General features: G+C 72.4%; 13 protein-coding genes. 5 read left to right on the forward strand and 8 right to left on the reverse strand.

Annotation, left to right across the window (positions count from 1 at the left end; all coding sequences use genetic code 11):
- Positions 1-5: 5 nt before the first annotated feature.
- Entirely contained in the window at positions 6-2,330 is a 2,325-nt protein-coding gene (locus DA085_RS09555; RefSeq protein ID WP_161958469.1) for a transglycosylase domain-containing protein, read from the reverse strand.
- 191 nt (positions 2,331-2,521) lie between these two features.
- Here DA085_RS09555 and DA085_RS09560 point away from each other — a divergent pair, with 191 nt between their 5' ends.
- From DA085_RS09560 to DA085_RS09570, 3 genes are all read left to right on the forward strand, one after another.
- Positions 2,522-3,085 carry a PadR family transcriptional regulator gene (locus tag DA085_RS09560; protein WP_237565416.1) on the forward strand — a complete coding sequence of 188 codons (564 nt, stop codon included), beginning with the start codon at positions 2,522-2,524 and terminating at the stop codon, positions 3,083-3,085.
- A gap of 2 nt (positions 3,086-3,087) precedes the next feature.
- Entirely contained in the window at positions 3,088-4,167 is a 1,080-nt protein-coding gene (locus tag DA085_RS09565) for an inositol-3-phosphate synthase (protein ID WP_109472731.1), read from the forward strand.
- 300 nt (positions 4,168-4,467) lie between these two features.
- Entirely contained in the window at positions 4,468-6,687 is a 2,220-nt protein-coding gene (locus tag DA085_RS09570; RefSeq protein WP_109472732.1) for a cell wall-binding repeat-containing protein, read from the forward strand.
- Positions 6,688-6,765: 78 nt separating this feature from the next.
- On the opposite strand, the gene DA085_RS09575 is transcribed toward DA085_RS09570, so the two are convergent.
- From DA085_RS09575 to DA085_RS09605, 7 genes are read right to left on the reverse strand one after another with little or no spacing between them, the layout of a single operon-like run.
- On the reverse strand, positions 6,766-7,323 hold the full coding sequence (locus DA085_RS09575; RefSeq protein ID WP_109472733.1) for a hypothetical protein: 558 nt from the start codon (positions 7,321-7,323) through the stop codon (positions 6,766-6,768).
- Between the two features lie 24 nt (positions 7,324-7,347).
- Positions 7,348-7,542: a hypothetical protein gene (locus DA085_RS09580; protein ID WP_109472734.1), complete on the reverse strand. Its 195-nt coding sequence runs from the start codon at positions 7,540-7,542 to the stop codon at positions 7,348-7,350.
- Positions 7,530-8,063, reverse strand: coding sequence for a hypothetical protein (locus DA085_RS09585; protein ID WP_109472735.1), 534 nt, complete (start codon positions 8,061-8,063; stop codon positions 7,530-7,532). Before DA085_RS09585 ends, DA085_RS09580 begins: the two co-directional genes overlap by 13 nt.
- Positions 8,060-8,626 carry a hypothetical protein gene (locus DA085_RS09590; RefSeq protein ID WP_109472736.1) on the reverse strand — a complete coding sequence of 189 codons (567 nt, stop codon included), beginning with the start codon at positions 8,624-8,626 and terminating at the stop codon, positions 8,060-8,062. Before DA085_RS09590 ends, DA085_RS09585 begins: the two co-directional genes overlap by 4 nt.
- Entirely contained in the window at positions 8,623-9,201 is a 579-nt protein-coding gene (locus DA085_RS09595) for a MauE/DoxX family redox-associated membrane protein (RefSeq protein ID WP_109472737.1), read from the reverse strand. Before DA085_RS09595 ends, DA085_RS09590 begins: the two co-directional genes overlap by 4 nt.
- Positions 9,198-9,881, reverse strand: a complete 684-nt coding sequence (locus tag DA085_RS09600; RefSeq protein WP_109472738.1) for a hypothetical protein — start codon at positions 9,879-9,881, stop codon at positions 9,198-9,200. The genes DA085_RS09595 and DA085_RS09600 overlap by 4 nt, the downstream gene beginning before the upstream one ends.
- 11 nt (positions 9,882-9,892) lie before the next feature.
- The gene (locus tag DA085_RS09605; protein ID WP_161958470.1) at positions 9,893-11,416 is read right to left on the reverse strand and encodes a cell wall-binding repeat-containing protein; all 1,524 of its coding nucleotides are present in this window, start codon (positions 11,414-11,416) and stop codon (positions 9,893-9,895) included.
- Between the two features lie 207 nt (positions 11,417-11,623).
- Between DA085_RS09605 and DA085_RS09610 the strand changes: the two genes are divergently transcribed.
- Complete coding sequence (locus DA085_RS09610) at positions 11,624-13,900, forward strand: acyltransferase family protein (protein ID WP_161958471.1); 2,277 nt, start codon at positions 11,624-11,626, stop codon at positions 13,898-13,900.
- Positions 13,897-16,116: an acyltransferase family protein gene (locus DA085_RS09615; protein WP_109472741.1), complete on the forward strand. Its 2,220-nt coding sequence runs from the start codon at positions 13,897-13,899 to the stop codon at positions 16,114-16,116. The genes DA085_RS09610 and DA085_RS09615 overlap by 4 nt, the downstream gene beginning before the upstream one ends.
- The last annotated feature ends 9 nt before the right edge of the window (positions 16,117-16,125 follow it).

Below are 16,125 nucleotides of genomic sequence, written 5' to 3' on the forward strand. Positions count from 1 at the left end.
GCAGGTTAGCCGGTCCGGCTGGCTCCTCCGGTCCCACGCGTGCCGGTCCCGTTGGTGCCCGTGGTGCCGGGCTCCGCGGGGTCGGTCGGGTCGTCCGTCTCGCCCGGACCGGTCGGGCCCGGGTCACCACCCGGTGGACCGGTCGGTTCGGTCCCGGTCGGCTCCGGCGGGGTCGTCTCGGTCGGCTCCGGCGGGCTGGTCTCGGTCGGCTCGGGAGGCCCGGTCTCCGTGGGCTCCTCGGTCGGTTCCGTGGTCGTCGGGTCCTCGGTGGTCGTGGTCGTCTCGTCCTCCGTCGTCGTGGTGGAGGTCTCCTCGGTGGTGGGCTCCTCGGTCTCGGTGACGGTGTCCTCCGTGGTCGGCTCGAGGGTCTCCTCCACCTCGTCCCCGATCCCGACGCGCTCCGGGAACGCCTCGACGGGCTCCCCCTCCATCGCGGCCCGCATGAAGTCACCCCAGATCCGGGCCGGGTAGGTGCCGCCGGTGACCTGGTCGAACTCACCGATGTCCTGCATCGCGACCGTGCCGTCACCCTGGTACATCCCGACCGTGGCGGTGAGCTGCGGCACGAAGCCGTTGAACCAGGCCGACTTGTTGTTCTCGCTCGTCCCGGACTTGCCCGCGGCCGGACGGCCCAGCTCGCCGGCCGAGACCCCGGAACCCTCGGTGATGACGTGCGTCATCGCCTCGGTGACGTCGGCGGCGACGGCCCCGTCGAGGACGTCCTCGGTCAGGGGCTCGCGCTCGTAGTCGTAGACGCCGTTCTCGCTGCTGACGGTCGTCACCAGGTAGGGCTCGGCGCGCACGCCCTCCGCGGCGAGCACCGAGTAGGCCGCGGACATCTCCAGCACCGTGGGGGCCGCGGGGCCCAGCACGTTGGAGAGCTCGTCGTCCAGGCCAGGCGTGTCCTCGGGCAGGCCCAGCTGCTCGGCCACCTCTCGGGTGCGCTCCGGGCCGATCTGCTGGTTGAGCTGGACGTAGACGGTGTTGACCGAGTGGGCGGTCGCCGTGCGCAGGTCGATGGGGCCGAACTGTGCGTCGCGGAAGTTGTTCACCTCGTAGGGCTCGTCCTGACCCTCGATGGTGAACTCCATCGGGCTGGGGCCGGGGAAGACGGACTCGGTGCTGATCCCGTCCTGGACGGCCGCGATGAGGGTGAAGACCTTGAAGAGGGAACCGGCCTGCAGCTGCGCGTCGGTGACCGTGTTGAGCTGCTGCTCGCTGTAGTCGGCGCCGCCGTACATGGCGGTCACCGCCCCGTCACCGGGCCGGATCGCGACCAGGCCGGCCCGCAGGTCCTCCGGCTCCTCGGGCAGGTTCTCCCGCACGGCGGTCTCGGCCGCCTCCTGGTGGCGCTCGTCGATGGTCGTCACGATGCGCAGACCGCCGCGGTCGAGGTCCTCCTCCGCGATGCCGAGCTCGTTGACCAGCTCCGCCCGCACCCGGGTGGCGATGTAGCCCTCTGTGCCCGTGGTGGCGGTCGTCGGCTCGGGGTCCTGGATCTCCGGGAAACCGGTCGCCTCGGCCTCGGCCGCGGGCAGCCACCCCTCCTCGACCATGCCGCCGATGACGTAGGCGAAGCGCTGCTCGGCGCGCTCCTGGTTGCCGTCCTGGTAGGCCGGGTCGAACAGGGCCGGACCGTTCGTCACCCCCGCCAGGAAGGCGCCCTCGGCGACACTGAGATCACTGACGTCCTTGCCGAAGTAGGCCCGCGATGCGGTCTGGATGCCGTAGGCCCCACGACCGAAGTAGATCGTGTTGAGGTAGTTCTCCAGGATCTGGTCCTTGGACAGCTCGCGGTCGATCTTGACCGCGATCAGCACCTCGTTGAACTTCCGGGTCAGTGTCTGCTCGTGCGAGAGGAAGTAGTTCTTGACGTACTGCTGCGTGATCGTCGAGCCACCCTGGGTGCTGTCGGACGTCAGGTTGCGCCACAGTGCCCGCGCGGTGCCGGTGACCGAGACGCCCTGGTTCTCGTAGAACGAGCGGTCCTCGGCGGCCAGCATGGCCTGCCGGACGTGTTCGGGCACCTCGGCGAGCGGCACGGACTCCCGGTCGTAGCCACCGGTGAACCGGGCCAGCTCCGTCTCGCCGTCCGCGTAGTAGAGGATGGAGCTCTCCGAGGTCGCGAACTCGTTGGGTTGCGGGATGTCAGTGCGGCTGTAGACCAGGGCCAGCACCGCACCGCCCAGCAGCAGCCCGGCCACGCCGAGCCCGAAGAGCGTCAGCAGCGCCCTGCGCCAGGTGAGCCGACGGCGTCGGGACCTGCGGGCGCGCACCGTGCGGCGCTGGCCGGCACGCGTGCGCGCGGGGCGTTGGGGTCCGTTGCCCACAGCGGGCCTCCTCGTTGTTGCGGGTGGGTCCATCCTGCACCGCGATGTGCCGGAGGGCGCGGGTCGACGCGACCTGCACCGGAAGTGCCGTACGATATATCGGGTCGATATATCCGGGTGACCGCGGGGTGTCGCCCGGACCGGCTCGGCAGGCTGCCGGGTCGTCCCGGTCCCAGTGGAGGAGGTGTGGCGTGACCAGGCGTTCCGAGATGCTCGAGCTCGCCATCCTCGGTCTGCTGCACGACTCCCCGATGCACGGCTATGAGCTGCGCAAGCAGGTCCACCGCGTGCTGGGCACGGTGCGAGCGATGTCCTACGGCACGCTCTACCCCAGGTTGCGGCTCCTGGTGGAGCGCGGTCTCATCGTCGAGCACGACACCCCGGTGTCGGGTCGTAGGGCCCGCATCACCTACGCCGTAACGTCCGCCGGCCAGCAGCGGTTCCAGTCCCTGCTGACCGGGGCCGGACCGAACGCATGGGAAGATGACGCCTTCGACGTGCACTTCGCCTTCTTCGGTCGCGCGGACCGTGCGGTCCGCCTGCGAATCCTCGAGGGCCGCCGCGCCCGCCTGGAGGAGCGTCTGGCGATGTATCGCGCCAACAGACCCGCAGAGGGAGACACCCGCGACGGCTATGCCGTCGAGCTTTACCGCCATGGCCTGGAGTCCGCCGAACGCGATGTGCGTTGGCTCACCGGGTTGATCGAGACCGAGCGCAGCGCGGGCCACCGCGGTGTCGCGCAACACGAGGAGTAACTATGGGATCAGTTCGAGTCGCCATCGTGGGTGTTGGCAACTGCGCGAGTTCGCTGGTGCAGGGGGTGGAGTACTACCGCGACGCGGACCCGGCCGCCAGTGTGCCCGGCCTGATGCACGTCCAGTTCGGCCCGTACCACGTGAGCGACGTCGAGTTCGTGGCGGCGTTCGACGTGGATGCCAAGAAGGTCGGCTTCGACCTGGCCGAGGCGATCAACGCCAGTGAGAACAACACCATCAAGATCGCCGACGTGCCGCCCAGCGGCGTCCTCGTGCAGCGCGGGCCGACCCTCGACGGCATCGGCCGCTACTACCGCGAGACCATCGAGGAGTCCGACGCCGAGCCCGTGGACGTCGTCCGGACGCTCCGCGAGGCGGAGGTGGACGTCCTCGTGTCCTACCTGCCGGTCGGCTCCGAGCAGGCGGACAAGTTCTACGCGCAGTGCGCCCTCGACGCCGGCGTCGCCTTCGTCAACGCGCTCCCGGTCTTCATCGCCTCCGACCCGGAGTGGGCCGCCAAGTTCGAGGAGGCCGGCGTCCCGATCATCGGCGACGACATCAAGTCGCAGGTCGGCGCCACCATCACCCACCGGGTGATGGCCAAGCTGTTCGAGGACCGGGGCGTGGTGCTCGACCGCACCTACCAGCTCAACGTCGGCGGCAACATGGACTTCAAGAACATGCTCGAGCGGGACCGGCTCGAGTCCAAGAAGGTCTCCAAGACGCAGGCCGTCACCTCCAACGTGAGCCACGACCTCGGCGCCCGCAACGTGCACATCGGCCCGTCGGACTACGTGCAGTGGCTCGACGACCGCAAGTGGGCCTACGTGCGCCTCGAGGGGCGCGCCTTCGGTGACGTCCCGCTGAACCTCGAGTACAAGCTCGAGGTGTGGGACTCACCGAACTCGGCGGGGATCATCATCGATGCGCTGCGTGCTGCCAAGATCGCCAAGGACCGGGGCGTGGGCGGCCCGATCGTGTCGGCCTCGGCCTACCTCATGAAGTCGCCGCCGCAGCAGATGCGCGACGAGGAGGGACGCGCTCAGGTCGAGGCGTTCATCCGGGGCGAGATCGATCGCTGAGCGCCGCCCCGCTCCTCCCACCGCCACCCGGACCTGCGGGTCCGTCCGAGAGTCCGCCCCACGCCGCGGCGAGGGCGGACTCTCGCCGTGTGGCAGGTAAATCACACCGATGGAATTCCCGGTGGTGTTTTCGTCTTTTGTCGGCGCACGAGAATGACACCTTTGTCATTTAAAAAACTGTGACCTACCCAACTGTTCGGTAGCTCGATTTCTTGTGTATTCTCCTAACGCCTCATAAGTCACAACGACACCATTGATCACAGGCGTCCGGCCCCGGTTCTGTGATGAAGGGAAGAACACATGCGCCCCCGCTCCTCGCGCCACCTCCGTGCGGCCAGCGTCGCGACGCTGGCCCTTCTGATGGCCGCACCGGTCGCCCAGGCCGATCCGGTCCCGGAGCCGGCTGTCGGCTCGGACGGGGCGGAGGACGTCGAGCTGCACGAGCACGACCACGGGCACGATGCCGCCACCCGGGCGTCCCTGCAGTCCCTGGGTGACCCCTTCGCCGAGAGCCTGCTCCTCCAGAGCGATCCCTTCGTGGTGCCGGAGGACAGCGGGGCGGGTGAGCTGGTGCGCACCTTCCCGGAGAGCCCGATGGACTGGGTGGGCCCGCCGCCGGACCCGTCCGAGTTCCCGGAGGAGTGGCTCACCGAGCAGCCGGCGGTCGAGGTGGACCCCGCGACGCCGGAGGAGCTGATGTCGGCCGCGGACGGCTACCTCGGTGGGGGCTATGACGCGCTCGGCGTGGCACCGGAGGAGACCGGTGTCGTCCCGGCGGCGGTGCCGGCGCCCCCGACCAAGGACCTGCCGAGCACCCTCGACGCGGCACCCCCGTGGCAGTACACCTACTCGTGCGACCCGAACAACCGGGCGGGCATGGTGGCCTTCGCCAACCTGGTCTCGAAGCACTACGACCGACCGACCTGGTGGGGTTCGCGGGCCTGCAAGTACGGCGACAACAGCCAGCACTACGAGGGCCGTGCCTTCGACTGGCCGATGAACGCCTACAACGCGGACGACAAGGCCATCGGGGACGCCGTCGCCCAGTGGCTGACGGCCAACAACGGTGAGATGGCCCGTCGCTTCGGTGTGCAGTCGGTCATCTGGAACAAGTACTCCTGGTACCTCTACAAGCCCGGCGCCTGGTACCCCTACTACGGGCCCTCCCCGCACACCGACCACCTGCACATCAGCTTCAGCTGGGACGGTGCGATGGGGCGCACCTCGTGGTGGGACGGCACGCCCATCACGACGCACGACCACGGCACCTGCCGGGTCTTCCGCGACGCGTACGCGCCCCGCTACACCCGCTACAACCCCACCCCGTGCCCCACGAACCTTCCGGCGCCGCCGACAGCCCCCAACCCCGTGCTGCTGCCGGGCGCCCGCAACGACTACGTCAAGCAGGCCCAGCAGGCCCTCGGCTTCACCGGCGCCGACGTGGACGGCAGCTTCGGGCCGATGACGCTCCGGGCGCTCCTGAACTACCAGGCGAACAAGAAGCTCCCGTGGACCGGAGTCCTGGACAAGTCCACGTGGGCGCACATGATCAGCTCGGGTGCCCTTCCCCCCGCGCCCCCGCCGCCTCCGCCGCCCCCCGCGCCGCCGGCGCCGGACCCCGGCGTCAGCCGGGTCTCGGGAACGGACCGCTACGCCACGGCCGCGAAGCTGTCCTCGCTCTTCCCCACGGGCAAGCCGTTGTACCTCACGGTGGGGGAGGAGTATCCGGACGCGCTGACGGCCGCTGCCCGCGCCGGGTCCCTCGGTGCTCCCGTGCTGCTCACCAAGTCGACCACGGTGCCGGGGGCGACCAAGGACGCGATCAAGCGCCTGAGGCCGTCCCGGGTGGTCGTCGTCGGTGGCAGGGGAGCGATCGCCGACTCCGTCCTCACGACGGTCCGGTCGCTCACTCCGGCGCCGGTGTCCCGTGTCGGTGGTGCCGACCGCTACGCGACGGCCGGTGCGCTGGCCCGCAACTTCGGCACCGCCGTGCCCGTCGTCTACGTCGCCACCGGCACGGACTACCCCGACGCGCTGGCCGGTGCGGCGCGCGCCGGCTACAACGACGGGCCGGTGCTCCTCACCCACCAGGACGGCATCCCGAGCGAGACGCGCAGGGCGATGCAGGCGATCAACCCCTACCGCGTCGTGGTGCTCGGAGGCAAGGGTGCGGTCAGCGACGCGGTCGCGGAGGACCTCCGGTCGATGACCCGGGCCAAGAACCTGCAGCGCGTCGCGGGACGGGACCGCTACGCGACCGCCTCCGAGCTGGCTCGGTACTACCCCAACGGTCTCGAGACGGTGATCATCGCCACGGGCAAGGAGTTCCCGGACGCGCTGGCCGGCGCGGCGCGGGCCGGTGCGCGTGGGGGACCCGTCCTCCTGGTCACGCCCAACTCCGTGGACAGCACGACGCGGGCCGCCCTGGCCGCCCTGGACCCGCAGAAGATCGTGATCGTCGGCGGCACGAACGTGGTCTCCCACAACGTCGCGACCATCCTGCAGGACTACGTGCAGTAGCAGCCACCGTGCGGACAGGCCTCCCGAGGACACCCTGAGGGCGTGGGTGCTCCACGGGAGGCCTCGCCCGTGCCCGGCTCAGCCCAGCAGCAGGAGGGTGGACCAGGCCAGCAGGGCGGTGGCGACGACCGTGCCGCCCCGCTCGAGCCACCGGGTGTGGCTGGAGAGGAACTGCTGCCAGCCGGGCCGTCCGAGCAGGATGTACTGCAGGACCGCCACCGACCGGGCCACCCCGAAGGCCGCACCCAGGCACGCGGCCCAGCCGAGCGGCATACCGGCCAGCAGGACGAACAGGGCCGCGACGTAGGAGGCGGCCGAGGGCACCAGGGTGCGGAAGCCGCAGCCGTACTCGACCCCGAACCGGAAGCCGCCGCGCGCCATGCCGCGGGCGAACACCTCCTGGGGGATCAGCTGGCTGCGCTGCGGCAGGCGCAGCACGGGCTGGCGCAGGTCCAGCACCACGAGGAACAGGGCGAGGGCGCCGAGCACCCCGGCGCGCAGCGGCAGCGGCAGCGGTGACAGCAGCCCGGAGAACACGCCGAGCGCCGTGCCGGTGAAGGCACCGCCGACGGTGCAGCCCGCCAGGAAGGCGAGCCACAACCGCAACTGGATCGACCGGCCCCGGACCGAGGCCACCAGCGCCCACGCGCTGTTCAGGCCTCAGGTGGAGCCCGACAGGGCCAGGCCCGCCGCGACCACCGCCAGCAGCGCCGGCACGGGCCAGGGCACCGCCACGCCGCCCAGGTGCAGCACCCCGAGCACGCCCCCGGCAGCTGCCAGCAGCCCGAGCAGCGGCAGCGGGTCGGCGACCCACCGCCGCGCGGGGGAGACCGGCGTGGTGCTCAGATCGCCCACGGGCAGATCGACTTGCTGCAGGCGCCGGAGGCGCTGCAGCTCCAGCCGTCGGAGCAGCGGTAGGTGTTGCCGTCGCTGAACTTCCAGTGCCAGGAGTCGTAGGTGCCGTTCCAGCAGTCGTCGGGCCGGTGCGTGTAGTAGCCGGTCGATCCGGGCGCGTGCTTGTGCCAGCCGACCAGGTTGCCGGCACCGTTGCGGTACTTCCAGCAGCACGCGCGCGAGGTGCACATCGGCGAGGGGCCGCACATGATGCCGTGCTCGGTGTGCTCCTTGGCGTAGGTCGCGCAGGGCCCGGTGGAGGTGTTGGTCCAGTCCTGCCAGTACGCCGCCTGGGCGCTGTCGGCCGCCCGGTTGACCAGGAACAGCGAGCCGAGCCCGACGGCGGCCCCGGCACCCAGGACCGAGCCCAGGAAGGTCCGCCGCGACGGTCGCGGCCGCAGTCTCCTGCGCAGGTGCCGCGTGTCCGCGACGGGGAGGTCGGCGAAGCGGATGGTCTGTCCGGTGCTGAGGTCGTCGCTCATCCCTGCTCCTCGGTGAGGCTGATCGAGCCGCGGGTCGCGCGGACCCAGGCGGTGAGGTCGGTGTGCTGGTCCGGCAGCGTCGCCGCGACGATCGTGCCGCCGCTGTCGAGGGCCATCAGGTAGGGGGTCGCGGGGACGTGCAGCTGCTCCAGCAGCGCGCGCCCCTCGGCTACGCAGCGGCCGGTGCCGGACAGGCTGCCCAGTGCCGGCCCGCAGGAGCCGGTCGAGACCGCCACCAGGGCGACCGAGCCGTCCCGCACGTCGGGGACGTCGGTCAGACCGCTCAGGGTGAGGTCGCACGAGGAGCACCCGGGGGACACGAAGGTCACCACGGTGCGGTGGGCGCCCGGCTCGGCCAGCCCGGCCAGCTCGCCGTGCGCGGGGAGCCGGAACCCGACCAGGTCGCGCGTGCTGCGCGGGGACCCGGAGGCCGCTGCCTGGGACCCGCCGCCGGCCTGGCCCCGGGTCAGCAGCGTGACCTGCCGCAGCAGCCCCGCGAGGCCCAGGGCCAGCAGCACGAGCGCGACCCAGGCCAGGAGCACGGCCGACTCCAGGAAGCTCATCGGTGGCCCCCGTGGTCGTGCGGCCCGGAGGCGAGCAGCGCCGCCTCGGGCACCGCGCGGGCGGCCGGCAGCAGGGCGGCCGCGAGCGCGAGGACCACCATGGCAGCGAGCGTCACGAAGACCTCCCGGGCCGGCGCCGTGGTCAGGCTCCAGCCCGCGGCGGTGGTCCCGCCCACGACGGCCAGGACGGCGAGTATGCCGCCACGCAGGACCGCGGACGGGCTCACCGGGGCGTCGCCCAGGCCGCAGGCGCAGGGCACGACCCTCCCGGCGGTGACCCGCAGCACCTGCCACAGGTAGCCGGTGAGGAGCAGGAGGAGGAGAGCGGACGGCATACTCACGGCGAGGGTGACGCCGGGTGGCGCGCCGGTGAGCGCGGTGACCAGCGCCGCGCCGCCCAGCAGCGCCTCGACCGGGCCGAGGACCCGCGCGACCGGTCCGTGGACTGTGCCGGGCAGGACCCCGTGGGCGCGCAGCCCGTCGCGCAGCGCGCCGGGGGAGCGCAGGTGCCCGGCGGACGCGGCGACGAGCACCAGGCCGACCGTGCCGAGCAGGGCGGGGGACAGGACGCTCATGCCAGCTCCGCGGTGACCTGGCTGAGGGTGGTCGCGACCGTGTCGAGGTCCTCGATGGTGCCCGGGATGCCGTAGACGACGAACGCCGGCGCCTCCAGGACCGCGTAGTGCGCCCGCTCGTCCTCGGCGGAGCGGCTCAGCCGCCCGCCGCGCACGTCCACGCCGGCCCCTGAGGGACGGGTGACCCCGGTGCGCGTCCGGCGGACGTCAAGGAGGGCGTGGCCCCCGGTGGACAGCTCGACGACCTGGGCGACGTCGTGGGTGCGGTAGGGCGACCAGTCCACGGACCCGCTCGGCGTGAGCACGGGACCGTCCGGCGTCGCCGTGAGCTCCACCTGGGACAGCACCGCGCTCAAGCCCTCGAGGTCGAGGGTGGGCACTGTGAAGCCGTAGACCTCGTGACCGCCGACGGCCACCGCGAAGGCCAGCCCGGAGGCGGGGTCGCCGCCGTAGCGGCCGTGGCGCAGGGTGACCCCGGTGCGCAGCCGCACCTCGTCGGTGAGGGTGCTGCCGCTGACGGACAGGTAGTGCTCCAGGTGATGGGCCACGCCGCTGTTGACCTCCAGCTCGAGCCCGTCGTGGGCCAGCACGCTGATGGAGGCGGCCGGCGGCAGCCCGGCGGCGGCCGGCACGTCCAGCAGGAGGGTCTCTCCGGTGTGCAGACGTCGTGTGGTGCGCATGGTCACTCCTCTCAGCCGACGTAGCGGCCGAGCTGGTCCAGGACGATGGGGCCGAGGGAGGCGCGGCCACCGATCAGCACCCCCGAGTCGGCGTCGAGGCTGGCGATGGCGGCGCGGCTGCTCTGGGGGAGCCGGTAGGGCTGGGCGAGGAGCACCGGGTTGTGCTCGCCGCCGGCGAAGGCGGAGCCGGCCAGGGCGTCGGGGAAGTCGGTGCCGGTGGCGACGAAGACCCGGCTGCGGTGGTCCGGGAAGGTCCTGGCGATGAGGGCCGCGGTCTCGTAGCGGTCGGCCCCGGCGATCCTGGTGACGTCCCCGTCGGTGTGTTGGGCGAGCGTGCGGGCCACCGCCTCGGAGACCGCGCCGGAGCCCCCGAGGATGACGATGCGACCGGGGTCGAGCCGGTCAAGGGCCGCCGCCGTGGCGCTCGGCAGCTGGGTCGGGTGGGTCAGCAGCAGCGGCCGGTCGTTGCGTCCCGCGGCCGCGCCACCGGCCAGCGCGTCCGGGTAGGCGGTGCCGCTGGCGACGTAGACCGTGCTGATCCCGGTCGGATAGGTGTCGGCGATCGCACGCGAGGTCTCGTAGCGGTTCTCCCCGGCCAGCCGGGTGACCTCGCCGCTGGTGGCGTGGGTCCGTGCCTGCTCCACCACGGCGGAGCCGACGGCCCCTGTGCCGCCGAGGACGACGATCCGGGCCGGGTCGAGCCGGTCCAGCTGCGCCGCCACCGGCTGCGGGATGCGGTCCTGCTGCACGAGCAGCACCGGCGCCTCGTGCTTGGCGGCCAGCGCCGCCCCGGCCAGCGCGTCGGGGAAGTTGGTGCCGTTGGCCAGGTAGACCACGTCCTGGCCCGCGGGGAACTCCGCGGCGATGCGCGCGGAGGTGTCGTAGCGGTTCTCACCCTGCACGCGGCTCACCGCGGCGCGCCGGCAGGTGTAGATCTGGATGTTGTCGACCTCCCACCACTGGGTCGCCCCGATCTGGTGGCGGTGCTGGAACCACGGGCCGAGACGGCCCGACTCGTCCTTCGTCGCGGCGGTGATGTCGAAGACCTTGCCGCGCCAGGACTCGGTGTTGGCCGCGGCCTGGAGGGACACCGAGTTCACGTCGGCGCGGGAGTAGCCCGAGGACTGCACGTTGCCCCGCGAGAGGAAGGCGAGCATCGTGTGGGCTCCCACCGGAGCCTGGGCCCAACGGGTGAAGAACCAGTCCTCGCTGTCCCCCGAGTTGACCTCCGAGCGCGCGGCGGCGCCGACCAGGCCCCGGGTGACCAGCCGCCAGCCGTTGTTGAAGCCGGCGTGGGGCACGCCCTTGCCGAAGCCCTCGGTCATCAGGGTCGCGTTGCGGCTGTGGCCCTCGGGGCAGGGCGCCTCACCGGCCAGCCCACCCGCCCACGACACGGCCTGGCGGCTCTCGTCGGGTGAGGCGGCGCCCCCGGGTGGTGGTGCCGTGCTGGCTGACCCGGTGGCCAGGGTGGCGGCCACGATCACCGTGACCAGGGCAGCGACCCCCCGCCGTGCTGTGCGCGTACTGAGCGCCATGTCTGCTCCCCGTCGTGAACTGCGTGCCCGTCTCTGCACCCCAGACGCTACCGGGTGGTCAGAAGGTTGCACAGGAAAAAGTTGAGGTCCCTCCGGGCCCCCGCGACACCGCATACGGACCGGTCCGATCCGTCGCCCGTGAGACGATATGCGCTGCCCCGAGACCCCGACCTGACCTGCTGAGTGACTGCCCCCAGTTCTGAGAACGTGCAGCAGACCCGCCGACCGCGCCACAGCCGCGGCAGCGGGTCTACTGGTGGGTCCCCCTTCCGGGGCGACATCGAGGGGTTGCGGGCGATCGCGGTGCTGCTCGTCCTCGTCTACCACGCCGGCGTCGCCGAGGTCTCCGGCGGCTTCGTCGGGGTCGACGTCTTCTTCGTCGTCTCGGGCTTCGTGATCACCAACCAGCTCGTGCGCGAGGTCGAGTCGACCGGCCGGCTGTCGCTGTGGGGCTTCTACGGCCGCCGGGCCAAGCGCCTGCTGCCGGCGGCCGGTCTGGTGCTGGTCACCACCTCGGTCGTGGCGTGGCTGATGGCCTCGCGGGTGCAGTGGCAGACGATCGGCGGGGACATCGCGGCGGCCGCGGCGTACGTCGTGAACTGGGGTTTCGCGGCCCGCTCCGTGGACTACCTGGCCGAGGACGTGCAGCCCTCGCCGGTCCTGCACTTCTGGTCACTCGCGGTGGAGGAGCAGTTCTACCTCCTGTGGCCGGTGCTCATCCTCGGCCTGCTCGCCCTGGCGCGGCTGCCGTGGCGGCGCCGCACGGCCGCCGGGGACGACGAGGTCTCCCCGGGGCCGGTGCAGGGTCGCCTGGCGCTGGGGCTCCTCGTCGTGCTCGTCCTGCCCTCCTTCCTGTTCTCGGTGCTCTACACGCAGCAGGCGCCGAGCGAGGCCTTCTTCATCACCCCGACGCGCCTGTGGGAGCTCGGCCTGGGGGCCCTGGTGGCGCTCGGGGCGGGGGTCTTCGAGTCCTGGGGCCGGTTCGTCGCGGGGCTGGTCGCCTGGCTCGGCCTGGGGGTGCTGCTGTCCAGCGCCTTCCTGGTCGACGCGACGACCGCCTGGCCCGGGTATGCCGCTCTGGCACCCGTGCTGGGGACGGCGGCGGTCATCGCGGGAGGCTTCCGGGCGAGACGGTGGGGACCCGCCGGCCTGCTGGGCCTGCGGCCGTTCGTGTGGGTCGGCGGGCTCTCCTACTCGTTGTACCTGTGGCACTGGCCGCTGCTGCGGTTCTGGGAGTGGGAGTTCGGCACACCGTCGGTGTGGCAGGGCCTGGTCATCGTGGCGGCGTCCTTCCTGCCGGCCTGGCTCGCCTACACCTTCGTGGAGACCCCGGTCCGGCACGCCCCCGCCCTGAGCGCACGGCCGCGGTATGCCCTGTCCGTCGGCGCCAACTGCTCCCTGGCCGCCCTCCTGGCAGGGGTGCTGCTCGTCCTCGGCGCCCTCGGGGGGACCTCGGGGGGCGGGCAGTCGACCGGTGCCGGCTGGTCGACGGACGGCTCGGCCGCCACCGCGCCCGGCGGGCAGGCCGAGGAGCCGTCCGGTGCGGACGACCCCGGGTCGGCGGGCGACCCGCAGGAGCCGGGGACGACGGGCCCGCCCCTGCCGGGGGAGGAGCAGCCCGGCGACGAGCCGTTCTTCGACCGCCTCACCCCGGACCCGCTGGAGGCGACGGCCGACGTGCCCGGGCTGTATGCGTCCGGGTGCCAGATCCGTCAGGACGACGACAGCTCCGAGCCGTGCGACTTCGGCGACCTCGACAGCGACGTGGTCGTGGCCGTCGTGGGCGACTCCAAGGCGGCCCAGTGGATCCCGGCGCTGGAGCGGATCGGTGAGGAGCAGGGCTGGCTGATCCGCACCTACACCAAGCAGACCTGCGCCTTCGCGGACGTCCTGCAGCTCACCCCCCAGGGGGAGCCCTACACCACGTGCCGGGACTGGGGGCGCGACGTCCTGGAGCGGCTGACCGGTGAGGAGCGCCCCACCGTCGTCCTCGCCTCCGGAGTCCGCAGCGAGGCGCTGCCGACCGACGACGCCACCACGGAGTCCACGCAGGCCCTGGTCGACGGTTACGTGCGCTACTGGTCGGCCCTGCGTGAGGAGGGGGTCGGCGTGATCGCGCTGTCCGACACGCCGTCACCGGACGGGGACGTGGGGCCCGTGTACGAGTGCGTCGACGAGCACCGGGACGACCCCGGCGCGTGCTCCTGGCCCTACGATCCCTCGCCCGGCACGGAGGCGCTGCAGGAGGCGGTCAACCAGGTCGAGGGGGCCCAGTTCGTCGACATGGGGCCGTGGGTGTGCCCGGGAGGCACCTGTGTGGGGGACTATCGGAACGTGATGACCTATCGACAGGGCTCGCACATCACCGCGACCTTCGCCGAGGTGCTCGCCGAACCGCTGGCGGCCTACCTGGCGCCGCTGGTGGAGACCTTCGCCGCCGATCCACCGGGCGACGAGGGCCGGGGCGAGGGCCCGGCCGGATGACGGCGGCCACCGCCACCCCCGCGACCGGGGAACGGGTCACCGGCTCGCGGTTCCGCAAGGACGTGGAGGGCCTCCGGGCCGTCGCGGTGCTGCTCGTGCTCGCGTACCACGCCGGGGTGCCGTGGCTCAGCGGCGGCTTCATCGGCGTGGACGTCTTCTTCGTCGTCTCGGGGTTCGTCATCACCAACCAGCTGGTGCGCGAGGTCGAGGCCACCGGGCGGGTCCACCTGCTCGGCTTCTACGGGCGCCGGGCCAAGCGGCTGCTGCCCGCCTCCGCCCTCGTCCTGGTCGTCACCGCCGTGGCGTCGTGGCTGCTCACCTCGCGGGTCCAGTGGCAGAGCATCGGCGGGGACATCGCCGGCTCCGCCGTCTACCTCGTCAACTGGGTGTTCGCGGCCCGCTCGGTGGACTACCTGGCGGAGGACGTCGAGCCGTCCCCGGTCCTGCACTTCTGGTCGCTCGCGGTGGAGGAGCAGTTCTACCTGCTCTGGCCGCTGGTCCTCATCGGCCTGGTGCTCCTGCTGCGCCGGCGGGCCCGGCGCTCCGGCGCTCGCGGCGCGAGCGGGGCCGCCGTGTCCCGGCGGTCGCTGGCGGCCGGCCTGCTCGCGGTGATCGTCGTGCCGTCGCTGGTGTTCTCGGTGGTGTTCACGGCCCTGCAGCCCGCAGCGGCGTTCTTCGTCACCCCGACCCGGCTCTGGGAGCTGGGTGCGGGGGCGCTGGTGGCGCTCGGCGCGGGCACGTTCGGCAGGTGGCGGCAGCGGACGGGCGCCCTGGTCGCCTGGGTCGGGCTGCTGGTGCTCGCGGCCAGCTCGGTGGCCGTCACGAGCAGCACGCCGTGGCCGGGGGCGGCCGCCCTGGCTCCGGTCCTGGGCACCGCAGCCATCATCGCCGGTGGCTTCAGCTGCCGGCGGATGGGGGTCGCCGGCCTGCTGGGGCTGCGTCCCCTGGTCTGGGTCGGCGGGCTGTCGTACTCGTTGTACCTGTGGCACTGGCCGTTGCTGCGGTTCTGGGAGTGGGAGCTCGGGACCCCGTCTGCCGTGCAGGGCCTCGTGGTGGTGGCCTTCTCGTTCCTCCCGGCGTGGCTCTCCTACCGTTACGTGGAGTCCCCGATCCGCCACGCCCGGGCCCTCAACCTCTCCCCGCGCTACGCCCTGTCGGTGGGGGTCAACGCCACCCTCGTGGCGCTGGTCGCCGGACTGGCGCTCGGGCAGGGCGGCACCCTCGGCCCGTCGGCGGCAGCACGGCCCACGGGCGCCACCTGGTCCGGCTCGGCCGCGGGGGACGGCGCGTCACCGCCGGACGCGGACCCGTCCGGACCGTCGCTGGCCGGTGAGGTCGTGGCGCTGCCGCACCCGAGCTCGGAGAAGCCGGGTGACGAGCCGTTCTTCGACCGGGTGACACCGGACCCGGCGTCGGCGACCAGCGACCTGCCGGCCCTGTACGACCTGGACTGCGCCAGCGAGGTCACCGATGCCACGGTGCGGATGTGTGAGCGGGGAGCTGCCGACGGGGACGTCGTGGTGGCGGTCGTCGGCGACTCCAAGGTCGGGCAGTGGCTGCCGGCACTAGAAGAGATCGCGGCCGACCGCGGCTGGCTGCTGCGGGTCTACACCAAGAGCGGCTGCACCTTCACCGCGGCGACGATCGTGCTGCCCGAGACCGGAGAGCCGTTCACATCCTGCCGGACCTGGTCCGACGAGGTCTTCCAACGGATCACGGGCCCTGAGCTGCCGGACGTCGTGGTGACCTCCGGTCTGCGTGGTGAGGCCCTGGACGCCTCGGGCGAGGTCACCGAGGACGCCATGGTCGAGGGCTACACGGCCTACTGGACGGCTCTCGGGGCCGAGGAGGTCCCGGTCATCGCGATCTCCGACAGCCCGCAGCCCCGCGGCGAGGTCCGCAGCTACCAGTGTGTGGCGGACGCGCCGGACGACGTCGCGTCCTGCGACTGGCCCGCGGGGGACGGGAGCGGCTCGCCCGCCCTGCGCGCCGCCGCCCAGCAGGTGGACACCGCCGAGTACGTCGACATGAACCCGTGGGTCTGTCCGGAGGGAACCTGCCCCGCGGTCTACCGCAACGTGCTCACCTATCGACAGGGTTCCCACATCACGGCGACGTTCGCCGAGGTGCTGAGCGAGCCCCTCGCCGGCTACCTGGTGCCGCTGGTGGAGGGCGCCGGGCCGTCCGGCGACCCGGAGACGTCCCCCGGTCGCTGATGCCGACGG

It is taken from the genome of Ornithinimicrobium cavernae, from assembly GCF_003121625.1.
Classification (GTDB): Bacteria; Actinomycetota; Actinomycetes; order Actinomycetales; family Dermatophilaceae; genus Ornithinicoccus; species Ornithinicoccus cavernae.